This window comes from Ligilactobacillus pabuli (assembly GCF_022836475.1).
Taxonomy (GTDB): Bacteria; Bacillota; Bacilli; order Lactobacillales; family Lactobacillaceae; genus Ligilactobacillus; species Ligilactobacillus pabuli.
In genome coordinates, this window is record NZ_BQXH01000006.1 from 18,523 (window position 1) to 34,473 (window position 15,951).

The 15,951-nt window shown below is 38.7% G+C and carries 12 protein-coding genes and 1 CRISPR repeat array; of the genes, 3 read left to right on the plus strand and 9 right to left on the minus strand.

Translation table 11 applies throughout. The features are described 5' to 3' along the window. Positions 1–111 precede the first annotated feature (111 nt). Positions 112–1,470: a threonine/serine exporter family protein gene (locus tag LPAF129_RS04155; RefSeq protein WP_244054904.1), complete on the plus strand. Its 1,359-nt coding sequence runs from the start codon at positions 112–114 to the stop codon at positions 1,468–1,470. A gap of 123 nt (positions 1,471–1,593) precedes the next feature. Then, a CRISPR array of direct repeats spans positions 1,594–3,212; the repeat unit is 36 nt; unit sequence GATCAGTACCTTATTGGTTTAACGTCTTTCTAAAAC. Positions 3,213–3,263: 51 nt separating this feature from the next. Here LPAF129_RS04155 and csn2 read toward each other — a convergent pair. From csn2 to LPAF129_RS04195, 8 genes are all read right to left on the minus strand, one after another. Then, entirely contained in the window at positions 3,264–3,932 is a 669-nt protein-coding gene (gene csn2 / locus LPAF129_RS04160; protein ID WP_244054905.1) for a type II-A CRISPR-associated protein Csn2, read from the minus strand. Further along, positions 3,929–4,234, minus strand: coding sequence for a CRISPR-associated endonuclease Cas2 (cas2, locus tag LPAF129_RS04165; protein ID WP_244054906.1), 306 nt, complete (start codon positions 4,232–4,234; stop codon positions 3,929–3,931). Before cas2 ends, csn2 begins: the two co-directional genes overlap by 4 nt. Beyond that, positions 4,212–5,117, minus strand: a complete 906-nt coding sequence (gene cas1, locus LPAF129_RS04170) for a type II CRISPR-associated endonuclease Cas1 (protein WP_244054980.1) — start codon at positions 5,115–5,117, stop codon at positions 4,212–4,214. Before cas1 ends, cas2 begins: the two co-directional genes overlap by 23 nt. Positions 5,118–5,331: 214 nt before the next feature. Continuing rightward, the gene (cas9, locus tag LPAF129_RS04175; protein ID WP_244054907.1) at positions 5,332–9,420 is read right to left on the minus strand and encodes a type II CRISPR RNA-guided endonuclease Cas9; all 4,089 of its coding nucleotides are present in this window, start codon (positions 9,418–9,420) and stop codon (positions 5,332–5,334) included. 237 nt (positions 9,421–9,657) lie between these two features. Continuing rightward, entirely contained in the window at positions 9,658–10,005 is a 348-nt protein-coding gene (locus LPAF129_RS04180) for a DUF1516 family protein (protein WP_244054908.1), read from the minus strand. 51 nt (positions 10,006–10,056) lie between these two features. Then, on the minus strand, positions 10,057–10,536 hold the full coding sequence (rlmH, locus tag LPAF129_RS04185; protein ID WP_244054909.1) for a 23S rRNA (pseudouridine(1915)-N(3))-methyltransferase RlmH: 480 nt from the start codon (positions 10,534–10,536) through the stop codon (positions 10,057–10,059). Between the two features lie 520 nt (positions 10,537–11,056). Further along, the gene (locus LPAF129_RS04190; protein ID WP_244054910.1) at positions 11,057–12,379 is read right to left on the minus strand and encodes a S1C family serine protease; all 1,323 of its coding nucleotides are present in this window, start codon (positions 12,377–12,379) and stop codon (positions 11,057–11,059) included. Positions 12,380–12,682: 303 nt separating this feature from the next. Next, complete coding sequence (locus LPAF129_RS04195; RefSeq protein WP_244054911.1) at positions 12,683–13,498, minus strand: MBL fold metallo-hydrolase; 816 nt, start codon at positions 13,496–13,498, stop codon at positions 12,683–12,685. Between the two features lie 218 nt (positions 13,499–13,716). Here LPAF129_RS04195 and LPAF129_RS04200 point away from each other — a divergent pair, with 218 nt between their 5' ends. Continuing rightward, a complete protein-coding gene (locus tag LPAF129_RS04200) occupies positions 13,717–14,562 on the plus strand; it encodes a sulfite exporter TauE/SafE family protein (RefSeq protein WP_244054912.1) in 846 nt (281 codons plus the stop codon). After that, positions 14,563–14,940 (plus strand): DUF1634 domain-containing protein, encoded by a 378-nt coding sequence (locus LPAF129_RS04205; protein ID WP_244054913.1) that lies wholly within the window; start codon positions 14,563–14,565, stop codon positions 14,938–14,940. It abuts the gene before it with no gap. A gap of 216 nt (positions 14,941–15,156) precedes the next feature. Here the strand turns inward: LPAF129_RS04205 and LPAF129_RS04210 are convergent, their stop codons facing one another. Further along, entirely contained in the window at positions 15,157–15,951 is a 795-nt protein-coding gene (locus tag LPAF129_RS04210) for a two-component system regulatory protein YycI (protein WP_244054914.1), read from the minus strand.

Here is a 15,951-nt window from a genome sequence, read left to right on the forward strand (position 1 = left end):
TCTCAGCCGAACTTTGACCGTCAGTTATGAAAGCTTAAATCACGGGCTTGCATGTGCTATAATGAAAAACGTTGAAAATAGCGGTTAATTTCAGAAATTACTTAATAATCTATGATGGAGGAGAAATATATGCCGAAAAATAGCGACAGTCCCTCGTCGACTAAAAACCACATGTCCATTCCATGGGCTAAAGTCATTGGCGAACACGGCCAAACACCAGTGATTCAGTCGTCGTTGAAGGAAAAAGCGACAATTATTGGCCGCACTGGCTTGATCCTATTATCCTGTGGAACAGGGGCATGGCGTGTCCGTGACTCAATGAATTCACTAGCGCGCATCTTAGGTGTCTCATGTTCAGCAGATATTGGATTAGTCACGATCGAATATACTTGTTTTGACACCCAGGATAGCATTACTAATTCACTTTCACTCGTTTCAAGCGGAGTCAACACTGACAAACTAGCTGACATGGAATACTTCGTCAGTGCGTTTGAAAAAGAAGGTGCCTTTCTGAGTGTCGCAGAAGTTCACCAAATGTTAGACCAAATTATGCAAAAAAAGGCCAACTACCGCCCCTTTTACCAAGGATTAGCAGCGGCTTTTGCCTGTTGTGCCTTCGTTTTTCTCTTGGGCGGCGGTCCCATCGAAATGATTTGTTCCTTTTTCGGTGCAGGACTCGGCAATTGGCTCAAAGCAACGATGAACAGCAAACACATGACACTCTTCGCCGGCTTAGCCGCAGGAGTTGCCACAGCTTGTTTGACCTACCTGTTAATTTCACGCGGGTTAGAGCTCACATTTGACATTAACGTCGGTCATGAAGCCGGCTATATTGGTTCAATGTTATTTGCAATCCCAGGCTTTCCATTTATCACGAGTGGACTGGATATTGCCAAAACTGACCTGCGTTCCGGCATTGAACGCTTAGTCCACGCAGTTACGATTATTATTGTCGCGACATTAGTGGGTTGGATCGTGGCCTTAGCCAGCGATTTAAAACCGGACAGCTTTATCCCGCTTGGGTTAAGTCCACTAGCATTGATGTTATTGCGCATCCCTGCTAGTTTCTGTGGAGTCTTCGGCTTCTCGATCATGTTTAACAGTCCTAAAAAAATGGCTGCCACAGCCGGAGTGATTGGTGCCATCGCGAATACCTTACGTTTGGAATTAGTTGATCTAACAAGTATGCCACCCGCTGCCGCTGCTTTTATCGGAGCGTTAACAGCTGGCTTACTAGCTTCGATGGTCCATCGCAAAATGGGTTATCCCCGTATTTCGCTGACAGTTCCATCCATTGTGATCATGGTACCCGGACTGTATATGTACCGGGCAATGTATTACGTGGGGATTGGTACGATTGCCAGTGGAGCCCAATGGTTCATCAACGCCGCGATGATCGTCTTGTTTTTACCACTCGGATTAATTGTCGCTCGGATTTTAATGGATCCCGACTGGCGCCATTCTAGCTAATAAAAAACAATGTCTTTCCTGGAAAAAGGAGAGGCATTGTTTTTTTTAGCTGCGATATTAGTATAAAAAAACTATTTGAGGTCTTCTAAAAAATAAGTTGGCATCTACCAATCCTTGATTTTAAATCCATGCCTCATTAGTTTAACGTCTTTCTAAAACTCTAACTAGCCCGCTACCCGTTCAAAATTGATCAGTACCTTATTGGTTTAACGTCTTTCTAAAACAAAGATTTTGGCTTGTTTGATAAACTTGAAGATCAGTACCTTATTGGTTTAACGTCTTTCTAAAACTACCGTACCTTTTTGCCAGTGGCAATTCTTGATCAGTACCTTATTGGTTTAACGTCTTTCTAAAACTATATTTAATTAAATTCTAGTCACTGCATTGATCAGTACCTTATTGGTTTAACGTCTTTCTAAAACGAGATCTAGCTATTAAAAATAATGATGTTGGATCAGTACCTTATTGGTTTAACGTCTTTCTAAAACGTTGGAAACTGGGTTGTTACTCAAAAGTATGATCAGTACCTTATTGGTTTAACGTCTTTCTAAAACCACATAATTTAATTAGTCAGCTGGGATAAGGATCAGTACCTTATTGGTTTAACGTCTTTCTAAAACACTTGTTATAATTTCTCGATAGTTCAACGTGATCAGTACCTTATTGGTTTAACGTCTTTCTAAAACCCCCCACACATCGAGTGTAAGAAAGATGTGGATCAGTACCTTATTGGTTTAACGTCTTTCTAAAACTGTACTTCTGTTCGGCTTTAATACGTTTCTGATCAGTACCTTATTGGTTTAACGTCTTTCTAAAACACGATAAGGCGGATTATAACACCAATGCCCGATCAGTACCTTATTGGTTTAACGTCTTTCTAAAACAGGGTCACAGACACTACCACGGGCGAATGCGATCAGTACCTTATTGGTTTAACGTCTTTCTAAAACTAAGGATGATGGGTTCTTAGTGTTCTTTGGGATCAGTACCTTATTGGTTTAACGTCTTTCTAAAACACATGAAACGTGAACGTTTAACCAGTAGCGGATCAGTACCTTATTGGTTTAACGTCTTTCTAAAACAGCTTATTTGGAAAATGAACGTGCGTCTGTGATCAGTACCTTATTGGTTTAACGTCTTTCTAAAACAGGTACTGACTGAATCGGGTTAATACGCTCGATCAGTACCTTATTGGTTTAACGTCTTTCTAAAACCACCTTTCAATTGTTTAATTTCAGCCTTTAGATCAGTACCTTATTGGTTTAACGTCTTTCTAAAACGCTTTAAAGATAGCTTTCTTGTTGTCATCAGATCAGTACCTTATTGGTTTAACGTCTTTCTAAAACTCGTCCCAATCGTTGGTATCATATAAAGCAGATCAGTACCTTATTGGTTTAACGTCTTTCTAAAACCCTTTGTTCCTGTATATTGTGCGGTAACTTGATCAGTACCTTATTGGTTTAACGTCTTTCTAAAACATCGTGAACCTGTTGAAGTTGCAGAAGGAAGATCAGTACCTTATTGGTTTAACGTCTTTCTAAAACTGGGAACACATCAGAGTATACTGGGATGCTGATCAGTACCTTATTGGTTTAACGTCTTTCTAAAACAAAGCTTTCCAAGCGACGAAAACAACAACTGATCAGTACCTTATTGGTTTAACGTCTTTCTAAAACGAACTCCAACAATGCCCACACTTGTACAAAGATCAGTACCTTATTGGTTTAACGTCTTTCTAAAACCGTTATTTTTTAATAATAGTTTCATAAAGAGACGTCAAGCACTCAAAGGTCTCAATACCAATCAACAAAATCCTTGTCGATATAGTAAAAGTTGCAATTTGAATAAAAATTAGCTTGAGACATATCTGTGAACTCAATGAGAATGATTGGCTGAATTACGTCTTGTAGAAATTCAGCTAATTCCTCAATCTGACCAGCTGTTAAATAATGAGCGACATTATTTACTGCCAAGCAAGACTTTAGTTCACACATTTCATGAATCTGAATAATCGTTTTTATTATATCATACGCATCTGTTAAAGTCTTAGAATCAAGATGTGTATCAGTAAACTTCAGTACCTTTTTCAAATCAAAATCGTAGGTAATTTTCATTGGTAAATCCGTTAAATACAAGCTTTCTTGGATTACATTATCTAGTCTAACTGTAGCTTCATGAATTTTGTTACGTTGAACATCCGGCATGGCAGCAAACAATTTCTTTAAAACTATTGGCAAGTATCGCTTACTAATATCTTGCTGAATCATTAAATCTCCCAACCAATCAATTGATTTATTTACTTCCACTAGTTCCATCTCATCATTCAAAAACCTCAACAAATCTTTTTGTCCTTTAAGACTTAGAATTAAATCACTATAAACTACTGAACTATCGGTTGCAATGACCGTAATCTTACCTGGTTCGATATTAAATGGTTTGTGGGTTGCGTATGATAACTTCACAAAATCAGCGTCCGATCTGAACTATTACGCACATCCTCAACTGGCTTTCCCACTAAGAAATGGGAATCATTATACTGCTTTTCAGTCAGCATAAATGTTTGAATTAAGCCATTAGCTGGCAAAAACTTCTCAATTCTCTTTTCCATAAATGTGGCTGACTTTCGATTAATACAGACCCGGACATAAACAGAATATTGCACCATCACAAAGCCTTCATTAATTAGTGACTTCCTAAACGTTCGATAAGCCTTACGTTGCTGGCTTGTTTCAACTGGTAAATCAAACATTATCATTAATCGCATGACTTGGTACCTCATTAGTAAACTCCACCTCAATCTTAACCTGATCACTATCTTCATTTAAAAAGTTTAAACAGTTACGTACGTGTACGCTAATTGCATTTTTTAACAACATCTTTTTATCATTAAACTTAATTTCTAGGCTCAACATTTCAACTAGTCCATATTTAACATCAGGCGTTAATTCATTAAATTTTTGTCCTGCAACCCAGTAATCAATGATTGGTCGAAACGGTTCCATTAAATCTGACCCTAAATTAAAACTATTTTCTTCGCTATGATGGTGAATTCCAATATAAGTTAAGTATCCACTGGACACAATTTCTTGATTAACAGTTGATAATAAAATTGAATAACCATAATTCAGTGCTGCATTAACTGGAGATTTTTTCCTCCTCGTAAAATTTTTTTCAAATAATAACGGAAAATATTTTCTCGCAGCTGTAGCTTCGCGGTTAGACAGGTCATTAATTTCAATTTTCTCTAACTCGTGGTTAAGTTCATTAACCTCATTTCCATATAGTGCTAAAACTTGCATTTGATTCTTAATTTTGGCAAAGACAATTTTTGTCCATAAATTAGCTTGCCTTGAAACTGGCCAGGTCATCTGTTGCTCTATTGAATCTACATCACGTGTATTCGGATAATAGCCTACCGTCTCACAAACTGGTTCATGCATCTCATCCGAGAAAATCACCTTAACCTCATTTTTAGTTAATTGACTAATCAAAGCCGTTGTAATCACCGCTTGTGTTGTATTAATTAACAATAAGCTAATATCTTCTAGCGGAATTTGACTAATTCCATCCCTGGTCTGCACCGTCATCATCCGAGAAGCATAGGATAATTTCGCATGCTGAGTAATAATCACAGATCTCCATCCCATTTTCAAAAACACTCCTTGTCATTAGATTGGTAATGCTATATAATTATTTTGTCGGGTAGCTCCCGACTAGATCTACCTTATTGGTTTAACGTCTTGTTTTAAAATCAAACAAAGCATTAATTGCTGAGTTTATACTTCTGATCCGTTCTATTAACGGACACTACATATTAGAAAAGGAATCACCCTATTGAAGAGTGATTCCTTTTTTGTACCCTTATAAATCTTTTAATGCCACTCTTCGTTCAAAAATTCCAGTTGGAGATTGATAACACAAAATTGCATTTTCAGATAATTTTATATTTGGTTTAAATTGCATTTTTCCAAACTCTGTTCCTACACCTGTCAAATATTTTAGGCTCACATATGATGCATTAGCGTGTAGCCCTACCAATATTCTGCTTAAAGTTTCCAATTTTCCAATTTGTTTAACCTTTTTCCCCTCATATTCATTTTTAACTGGAATTTCAATGAACTTTTCGCGAGAACTATGAAGTGCATTTCTAAAATCACTTTTATCATACAGTTCAAAATATTTGTCCATCTGTTTCAATATTTCATCATAAACTTCATCCAATTTTTTAGAATCAAATTCGTTCATAGATTTTATCGATTTTTCAGATAATACTAACTGCTTTGCATTATGCTTCATGGTTGAGCTACCTATCATATATTTTTGTTTTCCATCTAAAACCAACTGATGATATCCTACTTTCGGAATAACTACATCAAAGTTCACAATTTTTTTCTTTTTTCCATTAGATAATCTCTTAGACAAAACTTCATGTAGTGTTTCATTAAAAGCATCAACTCCTTCTTGCTTCTTACGTTTTAATAAATCGGCTTCGCGACGGGGTACCCCCACAACCTTATACTCACTGCTATTTATATTTTTTATAATAGCCATATATGCATCTTTATTATTGGTATAGCCACCGTATATTTCCGTTGGTTTATCATTTTTAATCGGAATCAATGTACTCTTCGCATCCGCAATAGCTGGCAAAACCGTTTGCTTAAACATTGCATCTTGATGTGTCGTAACTTCATGCGAAACCAACATATACTTAAAGTTATAAATTTTTTTGAAATAAGCAATATCGTGTTCACGGCTCCATAACAATTCACCATTGCCATCTACATATTTAGTAGTCTGTTCATTTTCAATATCATGTAAAAAGTTAAACTGTTTCAGCTGGACATCATCAATCTTCTTAAAATGTCCATAGGTAAAGTACGAACGGAGTTTTGGATAACGGCGATAGAGATAATTACCCAAGAAGGTCGTTAAATAAGCATCCAGTGCATGATGATAATCATTCACATTTCTGTTCTTAATTAAGCCAAAATCCTTCCGAAGCTGCGAGTTCATCTTTGCTCGGACCTCAATAATTTCTGTTTGACCCTGATATTTTTCATTCAAAATTTCAGCGACTAACCGAATTACCTGACTTGTTTCCACTAATTGCCGTTTGATAAAGCCTTGCGCCGTATACTTACCAATCGACTCTGGATCAGTAGTCAAGTTGACTAATTTTCTCTGCGAAATTAATCCATTCTCAGCTAATTTTTTCCACAGATTTCTAACAGAATTATCCTGAATTCGATGCTCCGAAAAGTTAGCTAACGGAACGCTATCCGATTTTTTATTATTAACAGCTGCGCTAACCAGCACGCGGTTATCAAGTGAATCATCCTTAATAAAGGCCTGTGGCAGAATATGATCAATCTGATAATTACCGATTTGATCAATATTAATTGGCTTTCCTGTATAGATATCTCTTCCTAGCTGTGTAAAATACAAGAAATACTTATCTGTCATTACTTGTTTGCTATCCGTAAAGCTCTTTAATGTTCCTTGCATTTGTTTTGCTTCAGCCAATTCTTTAGCCGCTTCTTGGTAAGCTAACTCAATTTTTCTCTGTCTGTCAATAGTTCTCCGTGGGTTTTTATCAGGTGAACGCGTAAATTCAAGCGAAATTTTTTGTGGAGCTACTCCCATCGCCGTCTGGATATCGTCAACTACTTTAAAGACCTGACGAATTGCTTTCTTATTTTGCGGAGAAGTGTATGCATCGTCTAAAATATCCTCTACCAGTTGTTGACTAATACCATCGCCTTGTTGTTCCTGTTGATTATCGGTAAAGAAGCGATTATTTGCATCATGAATGGTTCTACTAAAGCCTTCCTCTGCTTGAATTTGCATAAAGTTTTTCTGTGTATCCCAAAGTTGATCCATAATGGAATAGCCATTGTCATCGATAATGTCAGTTAGTAATTTAGCTGAAAGTCTCCCCCAACCTCGATATCTCTTATTAACCAACTTTTTCTTTTGTTCCTCAGTCAACCAGCTAATTTCATCCAGTTTAACGTCATAAATTTGTTTATCTTCAAAAATTGTTGACCACTCAATGATTCTTTCAAAATCTACCTGTTTACTTGGATCATCCACTGATTCACCAAAAATGTGTTTAAAATCAATGTACGTGGATAAACTAGAGTTAAACTTCTGTGGATCTGATAAGCCAGTAATCTTCGGATTGATGCTATATCTACCTTCAGACGTAAAATAGTTTTGAATTTTTTTAACGTTAACTGTTTTGTATTTTTCAAAAACCTGGTGATATATTTCTTGCTTGTCATGCTTATTTAATTTGTTTCCATTCACCCGAATAACATTCAATTCGTTTAAAACTTTATATTTTTGATATAATAAACTTTCATCTGGTAAGACATCTTCACCCAGTAAGTAACTATCCTTGGTTGTCATTCTCCGAATAAATTTATCTGCAGATGCCATTCGGTCTACTTTTTCATCAAAGTTCCACGGAGTGATCCGTCCAGGTTCTTTTCGAATCATCCAGGCAAAGCTCTTACCTGACGTTTTCAATTGGTCTTCCGCCGTAATCAATGGTCCCACATAGTATGGCACTCTAAAAGCCACTAATTCACTTAATTTATACTTAGCCTGGCTCTTATGGCTTGGATTTAGTTCCAATAAAAATGGGTAATACTTCCCTTGATTTTCAATAATTTTCTCTAGCTCATACTGATGTAACTGATGAGGAATTACACCATTAGCCGAAGTTCTTTGCTTAGGCATAAAGGTTTCCATGTCAATTAAGCTCTTAATTTCAGCAGAAAAAGCAGATGCTTCCAGATTTTTTTCAACTGTCTTATAAAAAGTGGCTTGTTGCTTGCCCTCTTTACCGCCACCATGAATATATTGCTCATACGCGGCACGTAATTGTTTGGCTTTCTTCTTATCTTTTGTAATTTCAATCTGTTGTTTTAATAAAGCAAGATGCTCGTGATGAGCATTGTATTTATCAACCATCGATTCAGAAACTGTCTTACCATCAGGCACAATTCCGTTTAACACAATTTGTGAATGCCACTGGTTAATAGTCTCTAACACTTTTTGTTGTGAGCTAGTCAATTGGCCCATTAATGCTTCAACTTTATCATCTGCGTCTTCAGCATCTAACTTGAAATTCGCTTCATTGTCTTCCGTCTCTAAACCTAAAACGACATCAAATTTCGCTTTATTACCTAAAATTGCCTTACAAAATTCACTAACAATTTTTTTATTGATTTTCGCTAAATCCTTATTCTGATCAGTTACTGTTAATAACTTAATAACTTGCTTTTGCTTGTCCGATCGGCTAAGGTCATTATTTAATAATATTTGTGCTACCTCAGCGATCTTTTCGTCTTCTAATTGGAACTTAGTCTCACCATGTAATTGTAAGAACAACTCATTTAACTCTTGAATGCCCTGGTTAAAATCAAATTTTCCTTGTTGTACATCTTTCACTGAAGTATGGACCAAAAAGTTTCCCCGATACTTTACAATATGATGGATTGCCAAATAAATTTCTCGGATATCAAACTTTCTGTCTTCCGTCATCAACTTCTGGCGCAAATGGTAAATCGTAGGGTATTTATTATAAAAGTCAGAATCACTCGTCTCTGGAAATAATAGCGAACCAGTAAATTTCTTTTTACTATCCTTAGGTGAAATACTTGATTGCTTTAATCGTGCCAAAAAATATTGATCCGTTTCAGCAAGATATGGCGCAAAAATTTCTTCTAATAAGCTCAAACGCCATTTACGCCGACCTAATCTTCTCTTAGTTGTTCGAAAACCACGGCGCTCAGCCGCAGTTTCCCCTTCTTCAAACAATCTAACGCCAATATAGTTCTTACCTTTAACCCTAACCAACTTGTTAAGTTCATCAGTCACAGCAAAACCAATTGAAGATGTTCCAATATCTAAGCCTACATTATACTTATCAACTTTCACTAAAGATGTCCTCCCTAAATTTTGTCAAATTATTTGGAAACAAAAACCGGATAACACTTCAATTATACTACCAACTAAACGTTTTCATAGCAATTTTTAAATATTCATTGATACTACTTTTGAAATTATTATCTTTAAAAAAATATGCATTGTATACTGTATATCAATAAAAATTGTTAGATGCTATAAAAAAGACCCAGTTCCTATTTTTCGGAACTGAGTCTTTCAAATTTATTACTATTTAATTGGATAGCCGCCGCTTAACCACAGGCCTAAACCTGCAACCACTACAACCAAGATACCTACAAGCCAAATTAATCCTGTAGAAATTTCACCCTTAGTTTTCTTAGCAAATGACATTTCAATCAAACCAATGACTAGGATCGCCGCAACGATTTTCACAATCGTTAACACAGGATTCCCGTCCCAAGCGTACTTAAACATCACGATGCCGCTCACGATTAAAACCACATAACATAGTCGCGCGATCATCGCCCAAATTTTAGTTTTTTGCGCTGAACCAACCAGTCCAGCCACAACCGCCACTAACAAAATTATTCCAAATACTAAATGAAACCATGCCATTAAAATCCATCTCCCAAAATATTAATTCACCTTTTATTATACACTTTCAGGCTATTTATGGTATGGACTCCCCGCATTGATCATATACGCCCGATAGACTTGTTCAGACAAAACCAAGCGCATTAGCTGATGCGGCAATGTAAAACGGCCAAAGGAAATCTGGGTATTAGACCGCTTCATCACTGCTGGACTCAGCCCTAGCGACCCACCGATTACAAAGGTGAGATCACTATGTCCATAAGTGGTGAGCGCATCAATTTCTTTGGCAAACTCTTCTGATGTACGTTCCTGACCTTCAATTGCTAAGGCAAACACATACTCCCGGTCTTTGATTTTGGCCAAGATTCGTTCACCTTCACGCTCTTTGACACCCTCCATTTCAGCTGGGCTTAACTTCTCTGGTGCCTTTTCATCGGGAACTTCCACAATTTCAAACTTACAGAACTTACTCAAACGTTTCGCGTATTCTGCGATTCCTTGTTTCAAATACTTCTCTTTTAACTTACCCACACCAATAATCTTAATATTCACACCAAATCACATCCTAATAACAATTTATCCACAGAGTTATCCACAGTATCCACAGAAAAAAGTACTACATCTTGGTACGAACTAATTTTCGTCACAAGATTTATTGTTTACCGTTTTTTGGACTTATCCACAGTTATCAACAAACTTGTCCAGTTTATATTTTTTATAAAAGAGTCACTGCATTCCCTATAATTAAACGCAAAAACGCTTTATAATTTCTTTAAAATCTGTAGTTATCAACATCTTCCACCGGTGCTGTGGATAACTTGTGAACATACTTTTTCCTTTATCTCTGCTGACTACTCCTTTATTTTGGCATGTTTTCCCGAAAAACACAAAAGTTATTCACATGGTTTGTCAAAACGATGTTGATAAGTCAGATTTTCTGCTTTCCTCACTACAAATTAGTTCGGCTTTCACCTCACTTGTGAGTCAGCTTGCCAGCAAATCTCACGCACAATTACTGCCCTAATTTGGTCAAAAAAAGAAGCTTGCCCTCTGACAAACTTCTTAATTAAACTTATCTTTCATTTGATGCCGTTGAAGTATTGGCGTCATTCGCCTCTAGCGACAACTTCACGTTAGCTGTTTTTTCTTGGCCATTGTGATAGTACTTAATTTTAACAGTCTCACCAATCTTATGCGCATACAGTGCTTCACGCAAGCTGACAATATCTTTGACCTGTTTATCACCCAAACCGGTGATCACGTCATACCGGCTGATTCCAGCAGCCTTTAATGGTGAGTCATCGTTGACCTTCATTACAACGATCCCACTCGTGACATTTTCTGGCAGCTTCAACGTCTTTTTCCGGTCAGACGAGGAAATGTAATCGAGGTCTAATAACGAAATTCCGAGCGCTGGACGACTAACTTTCCCATTAGTAGCTAACTGGTTGACGATTTCGACCACTTCATTACTTGGAATTGCGAAACCCATCCCTTCCACTGAGGTGCCGCTTGAACCAGCACTGGAAAGCTTCATGGAGTTGATCCCAATCACTTGTCCCGCAACATTAACTAGCGGGCCACCAGAGTTACCAGGATTGATTGCTGCATCAGTTTGAATAACTGTCGCTTGTCCAGTCGCCACTCCAGCACTATTAGTCACATCGATTGTCCGTTTTTTAGCAGAAACGATTCCTTGCGTCAAAGAAGTTGCATAATCTGAACCAAGTGGTGAGCCAATTGCTAAGGCTGTTTCACCCACCGTAATTTTATCGGAGTTGCCAAATTCAGCGACTTGAGTCACATATTTGGCATCGATTTTCAAGACAGCTAAATCACTGACTGAATCGTGACCCACGACTGAGGCACTCAACTTATGACCATCGTTCATCAAGATTTCGACCCGGTCCGCGCCCGAGATCACATGGTTGTTGGTGACTACAAAGGCTGTATTACCCGTCTTCTTATAAATCACACCTGAACCTTCACTAGTTTGTTCCGCTTCTGATTCAGTCTCCTTACCAGAATCACCATACATCCCCGCAATCGAGCTATTTGGATCTTCCTTGGCATATGCTTCAACAGAAACGACTGCATTCTTAATTTTATTGAAGGCATCGCTGGCATCAGAACTGACCTTCACGTTCAAGTGGCTAACTTTCGTTTTAGCCTCTGCCTTTTTCACCTTCTGGGTCTGTTTAGGGGCTGGCTTACTCTGATTTTCATGATAGGCATACCCGCCTACAACGGCACCACCACCGATAATTCCAGCAACTAGCGCCACGATAATCGTTTGCCACAGCTTGGGACCCCGTGGGCCTCCTGTATTTTGTGGTGTACCATGGCCTGGTTCAACTTCTTGATATTCACCATCGAACTGTTCATTTTGACTCATGCCCAAACTCCTCTCATCACAATTATTTACTATTAATTATAATTTATCGCTCCCACTTAAATGATGGGATTATACAAATATTACCATAAATTTAAACTTCTGAAAAAGAAAAGAGAGCGGAACAAAGCGGTTAGCTCCCGAGCACTATCGGAGCTCGACCTTTAATGCGGGCTCGGCATTGAAGACAAGTTTGGATAAGCGGAACTTTCTGTTTCACGGAGCTCGACTAAGAAGACAGCATGAATCAGCCCCATTAATCAAAAAAAGCGACACCAAGCAGTTGCTTAGTCTCGCTGAATTATTTTAGATAATCGTCAGATCAGTTGCCTGGGTCGGATCAGTATCCAACAGGGCAAAGTCGTGGTCGACGGCGAAATCATGACCTTGCATCATGGTTTGCACGGTTAAATGAGCCAATGATTTAACATTGTTTTCTTGACTCAAATGTCCTAAGTAGATCCGCTTAGTCCGGTTACCCAAAGCTTTCATCAAGCCGTTAGCACCATCTTCGTTGGACAAATGACCGGTGTCGCTTAAAATTCGCTGTTTCAATGGCCAGGGATAGCCGCCCATCCGCAACATTTCCACGTCATGGTTACATTCAAATAAATAACCATCGGCATCACTGATCGTCCCCAATAAACGTTCAGACACATAACCAGTATCCGTGACGATCGCAAATGATTTATTATGATAGTGAACGTCATAAAACTGTGGGTCTTGTGCATCGTGTGAAACACTAAAGCTTTCAACGTCTAAACCACCCAAGGACTGAACCTGTCCTGGTTCCAGGATGTGCTTTTGCTCGACTGCAATTTTCCCAATGCGACTTCCCATCGCTTCCCAAGTTCCTTCATTGGCGTAAACATCTAAACCATAGCGGCGCGCCAAAACACCAACACCTTTACTATGGTCAGTGTGTTCATGCGTCACAAATAAACTATCAACATTTTTCAACGTCCTGCCAATTGAATTCATTAATTCTTCTAATTTTTTTCCTGATAAACCAGCATCGATTAGAATTTTATGGTCGGGTGTTTCCACATAGGTCGCATTTCCCGTGCTTCCACTGGCTAAAATACTAACTTTTAAATTATCTTCATTTTCAGTTTGAGGCATTTTAAGGTGATCCCTTTCTTGAAGTTTCCGTTTTCTATACTACCAGCTTCAGTCCACTTTTTCCATTATTTGCCAGTTAATTTGACCCACTTGGCCTAGGACATTCAATTTATTTGCCAAATTTAAGGCGCTTTCAGCGTAATTCATTGCCCCCTTTGCTCATTAGGGTATAATAAATTGAGTACTACTTAATAGCTATTTTGAAAGGAAGAGTTACCTTGATCAATTCAATTCTACTTTTAGCCGCTGTTGGATTGTTTGCCGGCATCTTCGGCGCAATCTTTGGTATCGGCGGCGGAATGATCGTAACACCGGTCTTAACGATTGGCTTAGGCCTCGATATTAAGTACGCAATCGGTGCCAGTATCATTGCGGTCATCGCGACTAGTTCCGGTGCATCGATTGCTTATTTGAAAGACGATATGCTGAACTTGCGTGTGGCGATGTTTCTCGAAATTGCCACCACAGTTGGGGCAATTTTGGGTGCAGTTTTAACTGGCGTCTTACCCTCCAAGGCCTTATTTGTCTTATTCGGCATGTTGCTGATTTTTTCATCCTGGAACATGGTACGCAAACTACGTGCCAGCAAAGATGAAGAGGTCAACACGAAGACTGATATGTTGTCCAATAAGTTACAACTCAACAGTACCTATTATGACCAAGCCTCCAAAAAACAAGTCGACTATAAGGTCGCTAATGTGCCTGGTGGTTTTTCCATGATGTTTGGCGCAGGACTTGCTAGTGGACTGCTAGGAGTCGGGAGCGGTGCTTTCAAAGTGATCGCCATGGATACGATTATGAAGATGCCCCTCAAGCCTTCTAGTGCTACTAGTAACTTAATGATGGGTGTCACCGCAGCAGCCAGTGCGACCGTGTATTTCTTTAACGGTTCTATTAAACCAGAAATTGCTGCTCCATTGGCAATTGGGATCCTGGTTGGAGCAACACTCGGTTCGCGCATTATGCAGCACCTGCAAGCTAAGCTATTACGGAAAATTTTTATTCCAGTTCTCTTTTTGATTGGCTTACAAATGTTCCTGAAAGGATTTGGGGTGAGCTTCTAAATGACAGATGAAGAAAAGAAACGCCATGCCGAAATGAACGAAATTGAATTAGTGATCGGCCATGTCTTACGAGTTGGTGTGATCACCGCAGCAATCGTGATTATTCTCGGACTCGTTTTAGCACTAATTACAGGGAAAACCGGCTATCCAACCGACACTTTTCCAACGACATTCACGACGATTTTCCAAGGGGTGCTAGCTTTCAAACCCTTTGCGATTACCATGTTAGGCCTCTTCTTATTGATTCTGACCCCCGTATTACGCGTCGTCGTTTCAATTTATGCCTTCGCCAAGGAAAATGACCAGATGTATGTCTGGATCACAACTTTGGTCCTAGTTATTTTGTTATTTGCCATGTGGATCGGTTACCACGGTTAAGACTGAGAAACTAAAAAAGACTGTCACAGTACTGACAGTGAGTTGCGATAACTCACATTGCCAGTCTGTGACAGTCTTTTTGTTTGAAGTGCTAAAAGCTTTTGGGAAACAAACAGTTTGAGCCATAGTCGAGCCAACAATGGACCTTAACCGTTTCACTCCGCTCTGTGGTTTTTAGTCGAGCTACTTGAAACAGAAAGCTCCGCTCTGTGTTTCTTAGTCCATAACCGCGCCATTAAAGGCATTGATCCGTCGGTAAACAGTCGTTCCACCCGTTTTAACTGAGAAGTTCCAGGTTGGAATATAAACTGTACTGCCGTTCACACTTAAGAGCTTCGTGTAGCCTAACGTGCCCCAACGCACCTTAGAATTTGCCGGGAGTTTATTATACTGGTACAGCCACACCAGTGCCCGCTTCTGACTAATGGTCGTCTTCTTTTCTCGCAAGATTTCAATGTCTTGCAGGTAGGCTTGCGAATAGCCCGTCACATAGCCATGAGAAAGATTAAACTTCAAAAAGCCCTGGTCCGAATCAACTTGTTTGCCATACACCATCTGGGTGTAAATAATCTCAGTTTTATTCGAAAAATTGGCATTATACTGGTACTGTTTGCCTTCGATCACAATTTTAGGGTTATCTTTTAATTCATCGATCGTTTTTTGTGGTTGTTCTGGACTTTTCACCTTCACCTTTTTATCCAAAATAACGCTGAGCTTCTTATCCGTGCGGGAATACTCCGCCTTATTTTGGCCTAGTTGCGCAATTCGACTAGCTAAATAATCATCATTTGGACTTGCCAAATAATAACCATCATCTTCTTTAGTCGACAAATTCGCTGGATAAGTGATCTGGTCATCTTTCAAACTTCGCAAGGCCGAGGTCGTTGTCTTAGAACCACTGGCGTTACGCTCCATTTCTACCCCATTTTGATTATAGTAAGCACCAATCAAGAAAATATCCAAGGCGATAAAAGCAATTAAAAAGATCCATTCGATTCTTCTAAAATTCAT

Coding starts and splice junctions, on each gene's coding strand:
- LPAF129_RS04155 (WP_244054904.1), top strand. CDS start 112: ATGATGGAGGAGAAATATATGCCGAAAAATAGCGACAGTCCCTCGTCG.
- cas2 (WP_244054906.1), bottom strand. CDS start 4,234: ATGCGATTAATGATAATGTTTGATTTACCAGTTGAAACAAGCCAGCAA.
- cas1 (WP_244054980.1), bottom strand. CDS start 5,117: ATGGGATGGAGATCTGTGATTATTACTCAGCATGCGAAATTATCCTAT.
- LPAF129_RS04180 (WP_244054908.1), bottom strand. CDS start 10,005: ATGGCATGGTTTCATTTAGTATTTGGAATAATTTTGTTAGTGGCGGTT.
- LPAF129_RS04190 (WP_244054910.1), bottom strand. CDS start 12,379: ATGAGTCAAAATGAACAGTTCGATGGTGAATATCAAGAAGTTGAACCA.
- LPAF129_RS04195 (WP_244054911.1), bottom strand. CDS start 13,498: ATGCCTCAAACTGAAAATGAAGATAATTTAAAAGTTAGTATTTTAGCC.
- LPAF129_RS04205 (WP_244054913.1), top strand. CDS start 14,563: ATGACAGATGAAGAAAAGAAACGCCATGCCGAAATGAACGAAATTGAA.
- LPAF129_RS04210 (WP_244054914.1), bottom strand. CDS start 15,951: ATGAATTTTAGAAGAATCGAATGGATCTTTTTAATTGCTTTTATCGCC.